At 42.9% G+C, this 16,655-nt stretch carries 21 protein-coding genes; 7 read left to right on the forward strand and 14 right to left on the reverse strand.

The window, feature by feature from the left end; translation table 11 throughout:
* Positions 1-267: 267 nt before the first annotated feature.
* Together trxA and GC102_RS29900 are read right to left on the reverse strand one after the other, a co-directional pair.
* Positions 268-582, reverse strand: coding sequence for a thioredoxin (gene trxA / locus GC102_RS29895; RefSeq protein WP_057307540.1), 315 nt, complete (start codon positions 580-582; stop codon positions 268-270).
* Positions 583-724: 142 nt separating this feature from the next.
* Positions 725-1,108, reverse strand: a complete 384-nt coding sequence (locus GC102_RS29900; protein ID WP_171692745.1) for a MerR family transcriptional regulator — start codon at positions 1,106-1,108, stop codon at positions 725-727.
* A 209-nt stretch (positions 1,109-1,317) separates the two neighbouring features.
* Between GC102_RS29900 and GC102_RS29905 the strand changes: the two genes are divergently transcribed.
* Complete coding sequence (locus GC102_RS29905; RefSeq protein ID WP_156410805.1) at positions 1,318-1,461, forward strand: YqzM family protein; 144 nt, start codon at positions 1,318-1,320, stop codon at positions 1,459-1,461.
* 141 nt (positions 1,462-1,602) lie between these two features.
* On the opposite strand, the gene dnaI is transcribed toward GC102_RS29905, so the two are convergent.
* The 3 genes from dnaI to GC102_RS29920 all read right to left on the reverse strand — a co-directional run bounded on the left by dnaI (position 1,603) and on the right by GC102_RS29920 (position 4,656).
* Positions 1,603-2,553, reverse strand: coding sequence for a primosomal protein DnaI (dnaI, locus tag GC102_RS29910; RefSeq protein ID WP_171641064.1), 951 nt, complete (start codon positions 2,551-2,553; stop codon positions 1,603-1,605).
* A 54-nt stretch (positions 2,554-2,607) separates the two neighbouring features.
* Entirely contained in the window at positions 2,608-4,128 is a 1,521-nt protein-coding gene (locus GC102_RS29915; RefSeq protein WP_171692746.1) for a replication initiation and membrane attachment family protein, read from the reverse strand.
* Positions 4,129-4,299: 171 nt separating this feature from the next.
* On the reverse strand, positions 4,300-4,656 hold the full coding sequence (locus GC102_RS29920; protein WP_171692747.1) for a winged helix-turn-helix transcriptional regulator: 357 nt from the start codon (positions 4,654-4,656) through the stop codon (positions 4,300-4,302).
* 126 nt (positions 4,657-4,782) lie between these two features.
* Between GC102_RS29920 and GC102_RS29925 the strand changes: the two genes are divergently transcribed.
* Complete coding sequence (locus GC102_RS29925; RefSeq protein ID WP_246321192.1) at positions 4,783-5,817, forward strand: zinc-binding alcohol dehydrogenase family protein; 1,035 nt, start codon at positions 4,783-4,785, stop codon at positions 5,815-5,817.
* A 56-nt stretch (positions 5,818-5,873) separates the two neighbouring features.
* Here the strand turns inward: GC102_RS29925 and GC102_RS29930 are convergent, their stop codons facing one another.
* Both GC102_RS29930 and GC102_RS29935 read right to left on the reverse strand, forming a co-directional pair.
* Positions 5,874-6,746: an alpha/beta fold hydrolase gene (locus GC102_RS29930; protein ID WP_171692748.1), complete on the reverse strand. Its 873-nt coding sequence runs from the start codon at positions 6,744-6,746 to the stop codon at positions 5,874-5,876.
* A 75-nt stretch (positions 6,747-6,821) separates the two neighbouring features.
* Positions 6,822-7,106, reverse strand: coding sequence for a YuiB family protein (locus GC102_RS29935; RefSeq protein ID WP_171641056.1), 285 nt, complete (start codon positions 7,104-7,106; stop codon positions 6,822-6,824).
* A 190-nt stretch (positions 7,107-7,296) separates the two neighbouring features.
* Between GC102_RS29935 and hemQ the strand changes: the two genes are divergently transcribed.
* On the forward strand, positions 7,297-8,043 hold the full coding sequence (hemQ, locus tag GC102_RS29940; RefSeq protein WP_171692749.1) for a hydrogen peroxide-dependent heme synthase: 747 nt from the start codon (positions 7,297-7,299) through the stop codon (positions 8,041-8,043).
* A gap of 164 nt (positions 8,044-8,207) precedes the next feature.
* Here the strand turns inward: hemQ and GC102_RS29945 are convergent, their stop codons facing one another.
* Entirely contained in the window at positions 8,208-8,489 is a 282-nt protein-coding gene (locus GC102_RS29945) for a hypothetical protein (RefSeq protein ID WP_029194771.1), read from the reverse strand.
* A 27-nt stretch (positions 8,490-8,516) separates the two neighbouring features.
* The gene (locus GC102_RS29950) at positions 8,517-9,707 is read right to left on the reverse strand and encodes an NAD(P)/FAD-dependent oxidoreductase (RefSeq protein ID WP_047681609.1); all 1,191 of its coding nucleotides are present in this window, start codon (positions 9,705-9,707) and stop codon (positions 8,517-8,519) included.
* Between the two features lie 413 nt (positions 9,708-10,120).
* Here GC102_RS29950 and GC102_RS29955 point away from each other — a divergent pair, with 413 nt between their 5' ends.
* Positions 10,121-11,122 carry an NAD(P)/FAD-dependent oxidoreductase gene (locus tag GC102_RS29955; RefSeq protein ID WP_171692750.1) on the forward strand — a complete coding sequence of 334 codons (1,002 nt, stop codon included), beginning with the start codon at positions 10,121-10,123 and terminating at the stop codon, positions 11,120-11,122.
* Positions 11,123-11,433: 311 nt separating this feature from the next.
* On the opposite strand, the gene sda is transcribed toward GC102_RS29955, so the two are convergent.
* The gene (gene sda / locus GC102_RS29960) at positions 11,434-11,598 is read right to left on the reverse strand and encodes a sporulation histidine kinase inhibitor Sda (protein ID WP_373460170.1); all 165 of its coding nucleotides are present in this window, start codon (positions 11,596-11,598) and stop codon (positions 11,434-11,436) included.
* A gap of 331 nt (positions 11,599-11,929) precedes the next feature.
* Between sda and GC102_RS29965 the strand changes: the two genes are divergently transcribed.
* Positions 11,930-12,091 carry a hypothetical protein gene (locus GC102_RS29965; protein WP_029194774.1) on the forward strand — a complete coding sequence of 54 codons (162 nt, stop codon included), beginning with the start codon at positions 11,930-11,932 and terminating at the stop codon, positions 12,089-12,091.
* A 45-nt stretch (positions 12,092-12,136) separates the two neighbouring features.
* Here GC102_RS29965 and GC102_RS29970 read toward each other — a convergent pair whose 3' ends face one another.
* The 4 genes from GC102_RS29970 to GC102_RS29985 form a co-directional block, all read right to left on the reverse strand.
* Complete coding sequence (locus GC102_RS29970) at positions 12,137-12,817, reverse strand: glycoside hydrolase family 73 protein (RefSeq protein WP_171692751.1); 681 nt, start codon at positions 12,815-12,817, stop codon at positions 12,137-12,139.
* A 150-nt stretch (positions 12,818-12,967) separates the two neighbouring features.
* The gene (locus GC102_RS29975) at positions 12,968-13,246 is read right to left on the reverse strand and encodes a hypothetical protein (protein ID WP_171692752.1); all 279 of its coding nucleotides are present in this window, start codon (positions 13,244-13,246) and stop codon (positions 12,968-12,970) included.
* A gap of 171 nt (positions 13,247-13,417) precedes the next feature.
* Entirely contained in the window at positions 13,418-13,789 is a 372-nt protein-coding gene (gene erpA / locus GC102_RS29980) for an iron-sulfur cluster insertion protein ErpA (protein WP_029194777.1), read from the reverse strand.
* 132 nt (positions 13,790-13,921) lie between these two features.
* Positions 13,922-14,110, reverse strand: coding sequence for a Spo0E family sporulation regulatory protein-aspartic acid phosphatase (locus GC102_RS29985; RefSeq protein WP_312883410.1), 189 nt, complete (start codon positions 14,108-14,110; stop codon positions 13,922-13,924).
* 332 nt (positions 14,111-14,442) lie between these two features.
* Between GC102_RS29985 and mqnE the strand changes: the two genes are divergently transcribed.
* Positions 14,443-15,546, forward strand: a complete 1,104-nt coding sequence (gene mqnE, locus GC102_RS29990) for an aminofutalosine synthase MqnE (RefSeq protein ID WP_376769421.1) — start codon at positions 14,443-14,445, stop codon at positions 15,544-15,546.
* 44 nt (positions 15,547-15,590) lie between these two features.
* Positions 15,591-16,655 carry an NAD(P)/FAD-dependent oxidoreductase gene (locus GC102_RS29995; RefSeq protein ID WP_171692754.1) on the forward strand — a complete coding sequence of 355 codons (1,065 nt, stop codon included), beginning with the start codon at positions 15,591-15,593 and terminating at the stop codon, positions 16,653-16,655.

Genomic DNA, 16,655 nt, shown 5'->3' on the forward strand with positions numbered 1-16,655 from the left:
CTCTGTTTATCTTGCAGTTCATACAACAATTTAACCTGAAAATACGCTCACAGAGGAATAGCGGCCATTTTTATTGTACAAAATACAACATTCGTCCATAAATTGACCATCTACTCGAACAATTGTTGTATTTCGTACAACATAATCGTCGCAGTAGCTACCAATTATAAACGCTCCCCTGTTATCGGAAAACAAAAAAAAGCTCTTTTTCAGCATAGCAGAAAAAGAGCTTTTTCTCACGAACAATTGTTTCTAGTTTGTAACAAATTATTGATGACGAGAAACAACATTTTTCAGCGCTTCTTTGGATTGGAAGCCAACTACTTTATCAACTGGCTGTCCGTCTTTGAAAACGATCAAAGTTGGGATACTCATAACACCAAAGCGAGCAGCCGACTCTGGATTGTCATCCACGTTTACTTTTGCGATTTTCAAGGACTCAATTTCTTTATCAAGCTCTTCCAAAACGGGAGCGATCATTTTACAAGGTCCGCACCAAGGTGCCCAGAAGTCTACAAGTACTGTACCTTCTCCTTCAACTTCGGCTTTAAAGCTGTTATCAGAAACATTCACGATTGACATGATAGTTCCTCCTTCTAAGAATGGATTTGATTTATAACATCAAGTAGTACCTAGCTACCGATGAACGTCAACATGTAAAGTATACCACACCAGTGGGTCATTTCAACCAAGCCATAAGTTAGCAAAAAGGTTGAAATTAGATCTACTTAGCAGGTAAACCTACAGGCAGCCCCTGAAGTCTTTGCTGCTCGATATAAGCAATACGATCCTTCAAATTAGCTTGCAGCATCTGCAGCATCTTCATCTGTTGTTCGATTTCTTCGAGCTTCTCTGTGTAGAGTGGCAGCAAATCATCGCACATCGACTCCTGATTTTTCATGACGCAGTTCAGAAAGCTTTCAATTTGTTCGGTCGTAAAGCCTAAGCTCAAATAAAACTGAATGGTCTTCACGCGCTCAACAGCCATCTGATTGAACACCCGATATCCGTTTTCTTCACGCTGTGTCGCGATTAGCCCTTTCGCCTCATAATACCGCAATGAACGAATACTGGCTCCGGTAAGTTTGGATAACTCACTAATCCGCATGGCCTTCACCTTTTTCCTTTTCCTTGATCAAGTAAGGATGATTTCATTGTAAACCATGACACTAATGTTAGAGTCAAGTCTTATTTTATACTTTCCGCTGCTATCTGTTATTGTTTGCACAATTGTCACTTTGATAAGCTTTACAACTTTCGACGAATTTGGGTATACTAAACTTAAACATACGAATGTCGGACGTAGGGGGTAACCACATGAGCGATCCTAAACACCCTGAGCTTCACGTGTACGAAGAACCGCGTAATGATTTCATGGATGTAGGCATTGGCTTTGGCGCTTTCTTTGGCGTATTGTTTCTAATTGCAGCCATTGCAACCGTGATTCAAGTTATGAAATAAGAATGTCCAAGCCTGAAAGAGAACCGCTTTGCACTCAGTGTGAAGCGGTTTTTTTTCAAGCCTTTTGTTATTAGGAAAAACTTATAATTTCTTATATGGTCAAAAAAGCTGTACAGATAAACTCATCTGTACAGCTTTTTACTATTTCCCACGCTTGTTCGTACCTGTCACCACAACCACATCGACAAAAGGTCGAATACGGTCCATAATCCGTTGTCCCTTGTATTCCTCGTCACCATCTTTATTCGTGAAGCTGAAATGCTTTTCCAAATCAGAGAGTGCGTAATTGGATGTGAAAAAGGTCGGCTTACGATTCATGCGATGATTCACGATAGCGCCAATAACATGATCTCGCAGCCACGGATTCAAATTCTCCGCGCCAATATCATCGAAAACTAATAGATCCGTATCCTTCAGAAGATCAATCGTTTCCTTAAGCTTGTAAGGCTCTTGGAACATACCCTTCAAGTCCTCGGCAAAGTCCGGCATATAGACGATTGCACCTGTCATACCGACTTTGGCCAGTTGGTGCAGCATATAGCCCATAAGGAACGTCTTTCCCGTTCCAAATGATCCGGATAAGTAGAGTCCTCTAGTTTGAAGCCCCTCTTCCATGGTCAGGCTGACATAGTCGTTAATTTGCATAACGGCTTTCGCTCGATCTAGATCCGTTTCAAGGATATCTCCAAACGAGTAACTGCGCGAAATCATCCGCGGATCCACGTGAAAGGTGCGGATTCGGCTGCTTATGGCATCCTGCAGCTGCTTCGCGTTGAACTTCTTACAAGCTACCTTTTCCTCATGAACAAACGACTTTTCATTGACGGAATCGGCGGTTAACATCGTATAATGCCCTGTCATATCATTCGGACAGTTTTCTAAACCTGGACAGTTCGAACAGTTTTTGAACTCTGTCACATATTGATACAGCTTGTTCATATTAATCTTAATGGTATAGTCATCGACAAATGGATACTTTTGGCGAAATTTGTGAACTAAGGCGTCATCCATGACAACTTTAATTTTCGCTTCTGCCTTCCGTCTCCATTCGGATTGCGGCATTGATTTGAGTAAGTGAGAAAGGGAATCCATGCTTCCTGCACCTCCTTATAATTCTCTTGTACGTTGTTCCTTCGGCGCTAACCGTCAGCTCTTCCGATTAAAGCGCTCGTCCAGCTTCTGCGCCATCCGTCTCGCGGCTTCCAGCTCTTCATCCGTCAGCCTCGATGCCGCCGCTGTGCCGGCATCCGGCACAACGATCGGAATATGAGGCTTCTGCGTCTTGCCTTGTCGGCCTCTAGTTACAGAGCCACCGCCTGCTTTAGCGGCCTCAACCTTGGAAGCAGCCTTCTGTTTGTAGCTGATTTTCTCACGCACATATTCCACTGCTTGTTCGTAAGTGACAATTTGCTTGCCCAGCATGTCCGATGCGACCGCCTCAATCGAAGACTTGGCCCATGAGCGGCGGTCGATATGTAGGAAGTGGATCAAGACATTAATGACTTCCTCTTTCAATCTATAATTCAAATCAATCTTCTCAAATATATTAAGTACACCGTCCGGAATGGAGCCCTGAGTAAAGAACATTTTCAGAACTGCCGTATACGGTTCATTTCGCATAATGTAATTGTATTGATGATCTGTACATTCGCCGCGCAGCTGCTGCGGTACTTCTAGGTAATAAGCCATCTCGACTGACTTGTCTCCAGACGTATCTAGCATATCCTCATTCGATTCGCCTTGCGACTTCTCTTCTGACCTGGACAACGTGCGCTCTCGTTCCTCATCCCGCTTCTTGCTCTGTCTGTAGAACAGATTCGCATTATACTGCATAAGATCCATCTGCAGCTCGCCCTCTTCGGTGAATGCGCCATCCTCATCCAGCAAACGGCATGTTTCCTGAAGCGATAGGTTGTACTTCTTCGCCACGATATTAATTGCAGCCATCTGATCCGGTTTATGTTTGAGAGCTTCAACGAAAACGCGATTACTCGCTCCTCGCGGGAACCTCATAATGATATCCGCATACTGGAAGCCTTTGGTTGTCACGTCCATACGAGCGTCTCCCTGTTTACTGGCCGAGGCCTCATACAGGGCTTGCTCCAGCTCGTAATCAACCACCTGAGTATTGAGGCGGAATAGATCATAGAACGGAACAGACAGGTTCTCTTCACTCGCATCACGGCACTCTTCCGGCTCCGGCGAGAGCAGCTCTTCCCGAAGGGACAGGAGCATGAACTTACCGACCTTATCGCGGAGCAGCAACGTCAAATGCTGATTGCGGAAAAACTCATTGGGCCCTAGCGGAGGGAACAAGGTGTATACGAAGACATAGTCTTCTTCACCAGGAAGAAACTTGCGAGTTGTCTGCAGGAGCCCTATGGCTTCAAGCTTCGAGGATTGCTCTATTAGATATTTGCGTCCTCGCTCCCCCTGCTCAAGCTCGAGCAGAAGAAATAGCTTTCGTTGTTGTTCCAGAGGCGAATATCCGACTTTTTCTGCACTCATCTGCAGATAAAGTGCTTGATAGAGGCTAATAGCCAATCCGCCGATCATAGGCTGATACATAATAGCTAACATTTTATAATCCAGACTGCTCAAAGAAAACTCACGGTTCACACAAAACCTGTGGTTCTCGGTGAAATGCAGCATATTCGTCATTCTCATTCCGTTACAGCACCATCCTGCCTCAACCGATTACAGCTATGTAAGCTTCTCGGTTTCTCTCTATTAGTCTACCACAAAAATCGACACGCTTGGTATCTACGAGAGAAAGATAATATTACCTAATATGAAAAAACCAACCTTTCGGACGGCAAAATTCCGACAACTTACCCGTTAGACGCGACACTCCGACTTATTTTTGTAAGCATTGCCCCAATCTTTCATAAGTAAAATAATAGGGACCAATGTTTGTCCGAAGTCAGTCAACGAATATTCAACCTTTGGAGGAACTTGATGATACACCTCGCGGTGGACAATGCCGTTCTCTTCCAGTTCCCTTAGTTGTAGAGTCAGCATTCTCTGCGTAATGGACGGACAGATTCTTCTGAATTCATTAAATCTTTTGGTCCCTCCAATCAGGTGATATAAAATAACGCCTTTCCATTTGCCTCCGATAACATCCAATGTATATTCAACTGGACAGCCTTCATCATTATGAAGGTTGCCGTACCCGCTTTTACGATCACGCATTACGATTCAGCTCCTTAACAGTATACAAATTGATACTACATAACACGATTGTGCGTACTTACTATTTTAAAACGGATCGATTAAACTAACAACATAGAACATTTATTTGAATGAGGAGATGGGAATATGATTGCAAAAAATACTATGAAAGCAGTAGGTCTATATAAGTATTTAAATGTGGAGCATTCGGAAAGCTTGATTGATGTGGAAATTGAGAAGCCGGTTCCTGTTGGTAAAGATCTACTTGTCAAAGTTAAGGCTATTTCTGTAAATCCAGTCGATACCAAAGTTAGGGCTCCAAAAGATAAGACTGAAGTATCACCAAGAATTCTGGGGTGGGACGTCGCGGGAGTAGTGGAACAAACAGGACCGGAATGCACATTGTTTCAACCAGGCGATGAGGTTTATTATGCAGGCAGCATTACACGCCCGGGCGGAAACAGCGAGTTTCATCTTGTCGATGAACGTATCGTCGGAACGAAACCTTCAACGCTTGATTTCGCTCAATCGGCAGCGCTGCCGCTAACAGCCATCACAGCTTGGGAGGCACTGTTTGACCGACTAGGTGTGTCCCACAATAAAGACATAAACACAGGTAAGGTTATTTTGATCATAGGTGCTGCTGGAGGCGTAGGATCCATTGCAACACAACTAGCGAAGTATGCCGGCCTGACAGTGATTGGTACGGCTTCCCGTCCCACATCGATCGATTGGGTGAAAACAATGGGAGCAGATCATGTCATCAACCATCACAATTCTTTCGTTCCTCAATTGAACGCTCTCGGTTTACAGCATACCGACTATATCTTGTGTTTAAATAGCACGGAGCAGCACTGGCAGAACATGGCCGAAGCGATTGCGCCGCAAGGCAAAATTTGCTCCATCGTTGAGACGGACCAGCCACTCAATTTGACTTTGCTTAAAAATAAAAGCGTAACGTTTGTCTGGGAATTAATGTTCACCCGCTCGATGTTCCAAACGGAAGATATGATCGAACAACATAACCTGCTAAATGAAGTAGCCCAACTAATCGATTCTGGTACCATCCGTACCACTTTGGCTGTAAGGTTGGAGCCTATCGATGCAACAAATTTGCGGAAGGCCCACGCTATGATCGAAGCAGGCGACACAGTTGGAAAGGTTGTTTTGGAACATTTTTAATTCTTGTGTAGAAAAAACAGAGCCTGTTGAGTTTTCTCAACAGGCTCTTCAATCTATCAGAGTGGCAGCTGACTTTCCTTGATGTCCTCGCCATACATGTCTGGGTTCAGCTTCTTTGCAATCGCTAGGTCCAACTGTATACGCTGTGTCTGAATATCTTCCAGGCTGTCCACCCAAAGGCGGATCAAGTTATTCATCTTTGAAGGGTTTTTAATCGGAATTTGATGCTTAGCATCCTTTATGAAATAGAGGGAGCTATGTGGCAGCTCTTCATGGAGTATGTTCGCATACCGATGAAATGTGCGGTCCTTTTGACCATAAATCAATAGGATCGGATGCTCGATCCCCCGAAGACGGCGCGTACAGGTGTAGGTAAGCGCCTGTTCATAATATGGCTTCACATTTTTTGCATCATCGCTAACGGAGCTTTGGTACAGTTCCTGATAAGTAGAAGCATTATCCGCATTCCCGAAGGTGATCGCTTTTTTCAACAAATTCATAAAGAGACCAGAACCGGCCATCCGCGCGGCGAGCCATACCCTGCTTTTGTTATAAGAATCCGTTAATTCGGACATCCCGCTTACCACGATTCCCCCAAAGAAACGATTCGGATATGTAAGCAGGGCTTCCAGCAGCAACGAGCTGCCTGTGGAATAACCACATAAGAACGCTTTTTCAATACCCAGATAATCTAGCAATTGTCTTATATCTTCAACAATAAGCGCATAGCTAAATGTACGTTCTGAAGACTTGCTCGCACCATGCCCTCTGATATCAAAAGTAATGACTTGAAAATGATCCGAAAGCTGCTCTTTTTGATACGTAAAAGTCTGTAAGGTTAATAAAGGTGGATGAATAAAGACAATTGGGGTGCCAGTCCCCGTAATCTCAACATTCAATTTGGTTCCGTTCACATGGGCCAAAGGCAAAATAGTCTCCTCCGAAAGGTCAATTTAGGCAACTCAACCTTAGAATGACCAGTTCTGCCTATTTCTATGAAAACCTTAAAACATTTTGAAGCCTCTAATCCGCAGCGCTTTAATGGCCGATCCACTTAAGATAGCGCCAACTAAACCACCGATAGCCGGAACAATATCAACAATTGTGAAGCTCTCTCCGCTGGAAAGAAAAGACGCCTCTCCTATTGAACCATAAATAACAACACCGATAACCAAAGCAATAAAAGCATAAAGTGGAAACCATGTTGTTTTCATTAGCATATTCAAAATAAACCCGATCCCAAAAAATAACACTATCATTAAGACAGTGGCAATGACCATTTGTAACAATGTATGTTCCCCCTTAACAATGTAAGAAGCCGTTCATCTATCTGACTTCCTTATAATTGTAATCCACGAAATGTCACAGGTAAAGTGTACACAAATTGAACATTTCCCTCTTCACCCTTTGTTCATTTGCCCTTTCCCCATGAATTGGATACAATGTAGGGGATATTAGCCCTTGAATGGAGGAAAACCAATGAGTGAAGCCGTACAAACGCTGGAAGGCTGGTATGCGCTCCATGATTTCCGTCTGATCGACTGGAACGCATGGCATGCTGCAACCCCGCAGGAGCGTAAGCACGCAATGGACGAGCTGAATACATTTCTGTCTCAGTGGCAGCAATTCGAGAACGATAAACTAGGCAGTACTGCCGTTTATAGCATCGTTGGTCAGAAAGCCGACTTTGTATTCATGCAAATGCGCGAAACGCTTGAAGAACTGAATGAATTGGAAAATACGTTTAATAAATCAAGCTTCGCCGCTTTTACAATCCCGGTCTATTCCTACGTATCCATTGTAGAATTAAGCAGTTATCTAGCTAAGCCAGGTGTGGATCCTTCGGAAGATCCGGAAATTCAAGCCCGCTTGAAGCCTATCCTGCCTAAATCGAAGCACATTTGCTTCTATCCGATGAATAAGCGTCGCGATGGCAATGACAACTGGTACATGCTCCCTGCCGAAGATCGCAAAACAATGATGCGCAGCCATGGCATGATTGGACGCACATACGCGGGTAAAGTCAAACAAATTATTACCGGTTCCGTAGGACTTGATGATTGGGAGTGGGGCGTAACCCTGTTCTCCGATGATCCTCTTCATTTCAAAAAGCTTGTTTATGAAATGCGTTTCGACGAAGTGAGCGCACGTTTCGGTGAGTTCGGCGACTTCTACGTCGGCAACCTGCTGACACCTGATAAATTTGTTAAATTAATTCAAATTTAAGAGATAACTCAAGAGTGAAGGACTCCTTGTCCTTCACTCTTTTTGCATCCCTGTACAATCAACAATGTGCACATTTTTGAAAGAGGGTAAACAGCCATTGCAGACGAATGAAGCAAAAAAAAGAAAGCTTGCTCAGTGAAGAGCAAAGCTTTCTTATCAATGAATTATTCCTCATCCTCGTCGTCACGCAGGGCAGCCTCTAATTCAGCTTCCATCTGCGCTTTACGAGCCAGATACGCTTCCGTATCACGGTCACGCTGACGACCTTTTTCTTTCAAGCGTTCAATCGCAGGAAGAATGAGAATATCAATTTCCTTTTGCACAACGGCTACATGATCATAACGCTTCTCAGTCTCTAGAAAGTGACCGACCTCGATCAAGGCATTGTAACGATCCAGTTCATCCCGGGTAAGAAGTCCTCTTACTTGGACACTGCAGTGCCGCATGGCGATCCCCCCGTTTACAAATGATGACTAGAAACGTCCCTTACGTATAACAAGTGGAATACCGCCGATAATGTAGAGGTATCTCATATCAACCACTTTTTTCATCATGGCTGCAACATTACCTTTAAGCTTACGGGAACCAACGATACCAATGGCTTGACCTTTACCTAAGGAAGCAACTGTACCTTTGTTGGAGTATTTGAAAGTTTTCATTTGCGAACCGCGAATGGAAGCAATCAGGTTGTGCGCAACAGCTTCACCTTGCTGCATAGCGATTTGGGCTGTTGGAGGGTATGGTCTGCCTTCATCGTTCATCACGATGGAACAGTCACCAACAACATAGATGTTATCGAAACCTGGCGCATGCAGGTGCTCATCAACTTTAATTCTGCCGCGCATCGTTTCGAAGCCAGCTTCATCAAGCATATGGTTACCGCGGATACCGCCTGTCCAAACAACTGTAGCTGCTTTGATGAACTCATCGCCAGCGATCAGAACACCTTCAGGTGTACATTCTTTAATTGCTGTACCGATTTTGAAAGTAATGCCTTTGTCAGTCAGAACTTTCATCGCATACTCAACAAGCTCAGGATCGAATCCTGGCAGCGCTGTTGGAGCTGCTTCAATATTATAAATCTTCACAAGGGAAGGATCCACGTCGAATTCTTTGCAAAGCTGTGGAATACGGTCAGCAAGCTCACCAATGAACTCGATGCCAGTAAACCCTGCTCCACCGATAACGAATGTCAGGTAATCTTTGCGATCTGGCTCACGCTTGTACTTCGCAAATTGATACTCAATATGTTCACGAATGAAACGAACGCTGTTGATACTGCGAATGTTCAATGCATTTTCTTTAAGACCTGGAATACCGAAAGTTTCAGCTTCGCCACCAAGACCAATAACGAGGTAGTCATAGGAAAGCGTTCCATCTTCGAGAATAACCTTTTTCTCGTGCGGACGGATCTGTGTAACTGTGGATTTCACGAAATCAACTTTAAATTCATCAATCAATTTCAAAATGTTCACGCGTGCATTTTCAGGATTATCTGTCCCTGCAGCAGGCATGTGAAGATGGGTAGTAATGTAATGATAGTCATGTTTGTTTACAAGTGTTACATCAGCTTCATTGTAATTTAATTCTTTTTGCAAACGAATTGCGGATAGGATCCCGCCATAGCCTGCACCCAAAATAACGATTCTTGGTATTCTACTCATATCTCTCTCACTTCCATATCCGTATTTATAGTCCTATGGTTTCTCTATCTTGTGAAAAATTACACAAACAGCTTCAAAAGTAGTATACTGCCTCTAGTTTGCACACAGCTGCAGCGAATTATGATGAAACAGGATGAAATTAGTCACAACATGCGTAAACCGATTCTCATGATATAATATAATTTTCATAAGTAAATATCAAGTGCTATTTTGCTTTAAAATAAGGCGTACAGGCCCTTCTAGCCTGACCAACCACTGTAAGCATTATTTATCATATATATAAGCGATTTATATAAAGAAATCTCACTTTTCTGTTTCCTTCAATAGAAGAGACGTTTATAATGGAATAATGATTGTGACTGTACACAGGAGAATCACACACATCAAAAGAACTGAATCGGAGGAGTCTAAGAATGAACGAGAGAGAAACAAATCAAGATATCGTAGATATCATAGTAATTGGTGGAGGCCCTGCTGGAATGTTCGCATCTTTCTATGCGGGTATGCGCCAAGCATCTGTAAAAATTATCGAAAGTATGCCACAGCTTGGTGGTCAGCTTGCAGCTTTATATCCGGAGAAATACATTTATGATGTAGCTGGGTTCCCAAAAGTAACGGCACAAGAATTAGTGGACAACTTGTTAGCTCAAATGAAACACTTTCAAATCAATACTTGCTTGGAAGAGAAAGTACACCAAGTGATCAAAATAGAAGAGCGTCTCTTCGAAATAACAACAGACAAAGGCACACACTACAGCCGCGCCGTTATTATTTCAGGTGGGGTCGGTGCATTCGAACCGCGTCGCCTTGAGTTACCGGAAGCCGCGCAATTCGAGAAGAAGAACTTGCATTACTTCGTTAGCGATTTGAATGCATTCGCTGGCCAAAAAGTGTTAATCAGCGGTGGCGGCGATTCAGCTGTTGACTGGGCCTTAATGCTTGAGCCTATCGCAGAGAAAGTCACGCTTATCCACCGTAGAGATAAATTCCGTGCACATGAGCACAGCGTAGAAAACTTGATGAACTCCAAAGTAAACGTTGTAACTCCTACGGAAATCACTAAACTTCACGGTAGTGACCGCATTGAGCAAGTAACGCTTAAAGATATCAAATCCGGCGAAGAAACCGTACATGATGTCGATGCTGTTATCATTAACTTTGGCTTCGTTTCTTCCCTTGGTCCGATCTCCGAGTGGGGCCTTGAGATTGAAAACGGCTCAATCGTTGTTGACTCCAGAATGGAAACAAACATTCCAGGCATCTTCGCTGCCGGAGATATCACAACTTATCCTGGGAAATTGAAACTGATTGCTGTTGGCTTTGGTGAAGCACCTACTGCTATTAATAACGCTAAAGTCTATATTGACCCTAATGCCAAGCTTTCGCCAGGACACAGCAGTAACTTAAAATTTTAATCTTCTCAAATAAAATGGGGTATTCTAAACCTAATCTACGGATTAGGAGGAATACCCCTTTGTCATATATATGTCCGGTTTGCAACGGCCTACAGGAGCTGAATACCGAGTGTCCTGTTTGTTCACAACAGATGAATGATTGCGGGAAATGGAGTGACTATCTAGGTCCCTACTCTCCTTATCGAGAGATTGATGATATCTCCATGTCAGATGGGACACTAGGATCACAGAATAATCAATGCCTTCATCTGGTAAACTGCGCCGACTGCCACCAGAATTTTACCATCCAAATAACTTCATGATGAAACTCTCTAGTTTAGCGGGGTTTCATCCTTGATGTAGACGTGCAGTTTTAAATTACGTCTCTGTATTTCTGCGAGCAACAGGTCAACAAAATCTGATTCCAATCTCAAATCTAATGCTTTGTAATAAGAGTCAATCAATGTTTCGTCACTAATTTGTCTCACTGAAATCACCTTTATTCTATAATTTGTAATTATATTATCATGGGGGGAAAATTAGAACAAGCGTTCCGTTATCCACAGATACCTGTGCATATCCTGTGGGTAGATTGTTAATATGTCCCAGAAACTCACTGTATTTATGGGGGATACTGTGTATAAAGTTATGCACACGCTAAACTGTCAGTCTGCCGATAAAAAAAATTGATCAAAATAACGGAAATATTTTACGTTCACTTAACATATCGTTAAGTTTGTTCACACAATTGAAAAGAAATTTTAATCGTCATTTAATATTTATAGCCTACAATGATAGTAGAAAGACAAAAACAAAGGAGTGAAAGATATGATCGTCTACGATATTGTACTAAATGGTGAAATTAAAGAAACGATTAAGCCTCGTAAGAACCGTTTGAAAGAAATTTACGCATTTATGCTAGAGCAAAGTAAGCTCATGAAAGCCAAGTATGGTGATAATGTTAAAATTAAAGGCCGCATGGTGTATTAGGGATAAGCAACCCGTTACACTTGCGGCCTTTTTTCTTCCATGCCATTAGATGATCCCTTTGCGATGAAGAACTGTTAATAATCGATAGAAATCATAGCTCCCTTTCTCCGGAGTATCGATTAATGAGGCTTTGACCGCAGCATCTACAGCAGCTTTCGCCCATTGTGGTACGACCTCCATCGCCGCTTGCTCCTCTAAGGAACTTACTCTATTTTGTAAGGCTACGATTTGTTCCTGCAGTTTCTCTAACATAAGAACGACCTCCTCATCAAAGTGAGTTAAACCATAGGTTTGAATAATCGTATTCAGTTTACTAGCATAAGAGGGATCCGTTGCATACCCACTGCTTTGCAATGCTTTCACTTGCTCACCAGGACTTCTCGCTATTCTGACACTAGCATAACGAGGGGATCCAAAAAGTAAATCCTGATCACGAAACCCAGCCTCAAGCGTAGGATATGCGCGAAAATCTCCAGGTACGTTATCATAACGTATACCTCCAATGACTTCCCATGTTGTTGTTGAAACGCGATCCCCCTGCCAATAGGGTGTTAACACCCCATTACCAACCTTATATCCGACTAGATTGTTCCACACGTTCAAATTGCCCCCAGTCTCATGAATGGCTTGCGCAATTCTCACTGAAGGATAGATCGGTGAGTTCTCTAAGCGAAGCTTCACTGCAATAGGTGCAATCAACTCAATAAATTCCTGTCTAGTAGCCATCGACACACCTTCTTCTTATATCACTAGTAAACTAAACCTTTCAATCTATTCTATTCTTTCAATGCTTAAAAGGGTTCCGCTAGTCATTAGTTTTTTTGCAAATAATGTAAAAAAGGCTCCCACAAGTGCAACTATCCTGCACTCGGGAAGCTAATGAATCCAATAACCAATCAACATCATAAGTAATCCAAATATAGCCGAATATCGCTTTATCGTTCGGTTCGTCTTCGGGTGAAACAAAAGCAGCCAAATCATAAAACCAATAGGAATTAAAATACCAATTTTTAAATTGAATGTTCCTAAAATGTAATATCCAACTAATTTCAACCCTAAATATCCTTCGTCCTCTTCCCTATTTCTGTAAAACAGCATTAATATGAAAATGACAACAATTGTAGAGATGATTGAAACATTAAAATTCCAATTCACTTAAAAGATTCAACTCCTCTCACCAACTGTAGGAATTCCTTGTTATGTATATTGTAGCACTTGAAGGATTGTCTTTGCTAAGATGAAAATACAAAGATGAAAACAAAAAAACCTCCCAAGACAAGTGTATTTTAAAATACACATGTTTGGAAGGATAATTCTTATTGTTCATTAAGCCTCAACTTTATCGTCACACTTCTCGACTAAGCCCTCTTCATCCTTCACTTTGAAGGAAGAGCCGCATCCACAGGAAGCTACTGCGTTCGGATTGTTAATGGAGAACCCGCCGCCCATGCCTGCGTCTGTGTAGTCAATTTCAACACCGTATAAATATTTGGAGCTATCTTCGTCCACAACGACCTTGAGGCCATGAATGGTAAATACTTTATCGTCATCCTTCTGCTCATCATCGAAGCCCATGCCGTAAGAGAAACCGCTGCAGCCTCCAGCTTTGACACCTAGACGCAAGAACAGGTTCGGTGATTCTTCAGAAGATAGAAGCTCTTTAATCTTATCTGACGCTGATTCACTAATGTTAATCATAACGGAAATCCCTCCCTAAAGTTCTCCTTATGGAAAACTGGCAATATACTAAGTTTTCGTAATGCTTACTATCAAGTATACTCCTATCTGGCGCATTGCTCAAGGGCAGCTGCGCAGTCATTCTTAGCCATTTCAGCCATACTTACGGTTACGTCGTATCGCATAATATTGTAACAGCAATTGATCGAGCTCTCGACTGCACTGCTGAACTTCTGGATGAAGGAAGCCGTATGCCGTACCTAAGGAAACCATTTGGCCTCTAAGCTGTTCTATTTCTATATTTAATCGTTCCTGCGGTTCGGTCACGAATACTGGTATCACGATATAATCACCTTTAGCCCTACGTAATCACATTGCAATAGTATACAGGAATTTGTTAATATTGGGAATAACATTTCCTAATATAATAGGAAATATCATGTCCTAATTGTATATTGTCAATTTATCTCCATCTAAATGATATTGCCCCTCCCAACACGTAGGTTTATAATGGGATGGATGGATTGCACGTATAGTGAAAAGCGATGTGAATTCCTGAACCGAACTGGATGAACAGGTACGCGAGCGTCTCACACCGCAAAACGCATTTGGTCCTTATCTAGCTGAATGCGTCGATTCAGTATGGACTTTATTTACTATTCAGAGGAGGAATAATGATGAGTGTTGTGACTACAGACCCGGTCAAACGGATGGCCGAAATTGCTGACAAGGTTGAGAACAATCAACGTCTATCTATGGAAGATGGGCTATTTTTGTATGAATCGGACGATTTACTAACCATCGGTCAATTAGCGAACAAAGTGAACACACGAATGAACGGAAACAAGGTTTATTTTGTCCAAAATATGAGTTTGTACTTTACGAATGTATGCGAGGAGCATTGTGCTTTTTGTCATTTCCGCCGCGACGAAGGTGAAGAAGGCTCATACACTCTGACACCTAGTCAAATGTTAGATTATGTAGCTGAAAATTTTAATCCAGAAATTAAAGAATTTCATATTAGCCAAGGGCATAACCCGCATTTGCCTTTTGAATATTATGTGGATTGTATCCGCCAATTGAAGCAAGCCTACCCAGACGTTACGATTAAAGCTCATACGGCGGCTGAAATTGAATTTTTCTCGCGTATCAGTGGTCTCAGTTTCCGAGATGTCCTCAAAACACTAATGGATGCAGGTTTGTCCACTCTTCCAGGAGGAGGAGCCGAAATTCTAACTGAGCGCTACCGCACTAAAATGAAGGTAGAAAAAGCGTCCTCGGAGGAATGGATTGACGTACATCGTAACGCTCATTTGCTCGGAATGAAAACTCACGCAACGATGTTGTACGGCTCAATTGAAACGAAAGAGGAACGCATTCGTCATATGATGCTGCTGCGTGAGCTTCAAGATGAAACAGGCGGCTTCTTAGTATTCATTCCTAATTCCATTCAACCGGCAAGCAAAAATGCAGGCCTCAAACAACGGGTACCAGCTTGGGATGAACTGAAAACCATTGCGATTAGTCGTTTGATGCTGGATAATTTCCCGCATATTAAGGCTTATTTCATCAACATTGGTACGAAGTTAACCCAGCTATCCTTCGCTTTCGGTGCTTCGGACGCACATGGTACGATCGTGAAAGAGAAGATTTCCCATGCTGCTGGTGCATTGTCACCTGAAGGTCTTACACGTGATGAACTCGTTTATCTTATTAAAGGCGCAGGACGCGTTCCTGTTGAACGTGACACCTTTTATAATGAAATCAGGGTATATTAGTCATACTAGAGAAGAGATATTGTTCAGAAGGGATATTGGATAGGATGAAAAAGTTCGTGATTCTCGGAGGAGGTTATGGCGGTTTGACCATAGCCTTAAACATGCTGGAGAAGGATTTACCAGAAGATACACTATTAGTACTTATTGACCGAAGCCCTTTTCAAGGATTAAAAACGGAATATTATGCACTAGCTTCAGGTACGATTGCTGAAACGCATATTCGTGTTGCCTATCCGAATGACCCACGGTTGCTGCTAACATTCGGTGAGGTTTCTAGCGTCGATTTGAACAACAAGCAAATTCTTTTTGAAGACCAAGAGCCGCTATCGTACGACTGGTTAGTTATCGGTCTGGGCTGTGTGGATAGTTATCACGGAATTGTCGGTGCTAAAGAGTACTCTTCCAGCATCCAGACTCTTTGCCAGACACGTGCCACTTACCAGCGCATTAACGACATTGCGCCATATGGACAAGTCTCCATTATTGGAGGAGGTCTAAGCGGTGTTGAAATGGCAGCTGAGCTCCGTGAAAGCCGGGCTGATTTGAACATTCGATTAATCGATCGTGGTCCAAGCTTACTTTCGGCATTCCCGAGCAATCTGCAGCAGTACGTCCGTGAATGGATGACGGAACATCATATTGAGCTCCGTCCTCAAGTATCGTTAGTCCGACTAGATGGTGGAGATTTGTACAACGGGGATGAAATTATTAAAACCGATGCTACGATCTGGACAGCAGGCATTCAGCCAAATCCAATCGTGGAGGCTTTGAATGTGCCCAAAGACCGCCAAGGCCGTATCCTTCTTAATGAGTATCATCAAATTCCAGATTATCAAGAAGTGTTCGTCGTAGGGGACTGTGCTTCCCTGCCGTTCTCTCCTAGTGCGCAAGCGGCGCAAGCCCAAGGCAAGCAGATTGCCGAAGCCATGCTGTCGATTTGGAAAGGCGATACACCTCGTCTTGGTAAAATCAAACTTAGAGGTACACTGGGTTCACTTGGTAAAAAGGCCGGCTTCGGCATCATGGGTAAACGTACGTTAATGACGGGTAAGATCGCTCGTGTACTCAAAAGCGGTGTACTCTGGAAGTCGAAACGCCACTTCGGGTAA

This window comes from Paenibacillus germinis (assembly GCF_013141785.1).
Classification (GTDB): Bacteria; Bacillota; Bacilli; order Paenibacillales; family NBRC-103111; genus Paenibacillus_E; species Paenibacillus_E phytorum.

Bases quoted from the DNA above. Each gene is read 5' to 3' on its own strand.
- trxA (WP_057307540.1), bottom strand. From the start codon at position 582: ATGTCAATCGTGAATGTTTCTGATAACAGCTTTAAAGCCGAAGTTGAA.
- GC102_RS29900 (WP_171692745.1), bottom strand. From the start codon at position 1,108: ATGCGGATTAGTGAGTTATCCAAACTTACCGGAGCCAGTATTCGTTCA.
- GC102_RS29905 (WP_156410805.1), top strand. From the start codon at position 1,318: ATGAGCGATCCTAAACACCCTGAGCTTCACGTGTACGAAGAACCGCGT.
- dnaI (WP_171641064.1), bottom strand. From the start codon at position 2,553: ATGGATTCCCTTTCTCACTTACTCAAATCAATGCCGCAATCCGAATGG.
- GC102_RS29915 (WP_171692746.1), bottom strand. From the start codon at position 4,128: ATGAGAATGACGAATATGCTGCATTTCACCGAGAACCACAGGTTTTGT.
- GC102_RS29920 (WP_171692747.1), bottom strand. From the start codon at position 4,656: ATGCGTGATCGTAAAAGCGGGTACGGCAACCTTCATAATGATGAAGGC.
- GC102_RS29925 (WP_246321192.1), top strand. From the start codon at position 4,783: ATGATTGCAAAAAATACTATGAAAGCAGTAGGTCTATATAAGTATTTA.
- hemQ (WP_171692749.1), top strand. From the start codon at position 7,297: ATGAGTGAAGCCGTACAAACGCTGGAAGGCTGGTATGCGCTCCATGAT.
- GC102_RS29945 (WP_029194771.1), bottom strand. From the start codon at position 8,489: ATGCGGCACTGCAGTGTCCAAGTAAGAGGACTTCTTACCCGGGATGAA.
- GC102_RS29950 (WP_047681609.1), bottom strand. From the start codon at position 9,707: ATGAGTAGAATACCAAGAATCGTTATTTTGGGTGCAGGCTATGGCGGG.
- GC102_RS29955 (WP_171692750.1), top strand. From the start codon at position 10,121: ATGAACGAGAGAGAAACAAATCAAGATATCGTAGATATCATAGTAATT.
- GC102_RS29965 (WP_029194774.1), top strand. From the start codon at position 11,930: ATGATCGTCTACGATATTGTACTAAATGGTGAAATTAAAGAAACGATT.
- GC102_RS29970 (WP_171692751.1), bottom strand. From the start codon at position 12,817: ATGGCTACTAGACAGGAATTTATTGAGTTGATTGCACCTATTGCAGTG.
- erpA (WP_029194777.1), bottom strand. From the start codon at position 13,789: ATGATTAACATTAGTGAATCAGCGTCAGATAAGATTAAAGAGCTTCTA.
- mqnE (WP_376769421.1), top strand. From the start codon at position 14,443: ATGATGAGTGTTGTGACTACAGACCCGGTCAAACGGATGGCCGAAATT.
- GC102_RS29995 (WP_171692754.1), top strand. From the start codon at position 15,591: ATGAAAAAGTTCGTGATTCTCGGAGGAGGTTATGGCGGTTTGACCATA.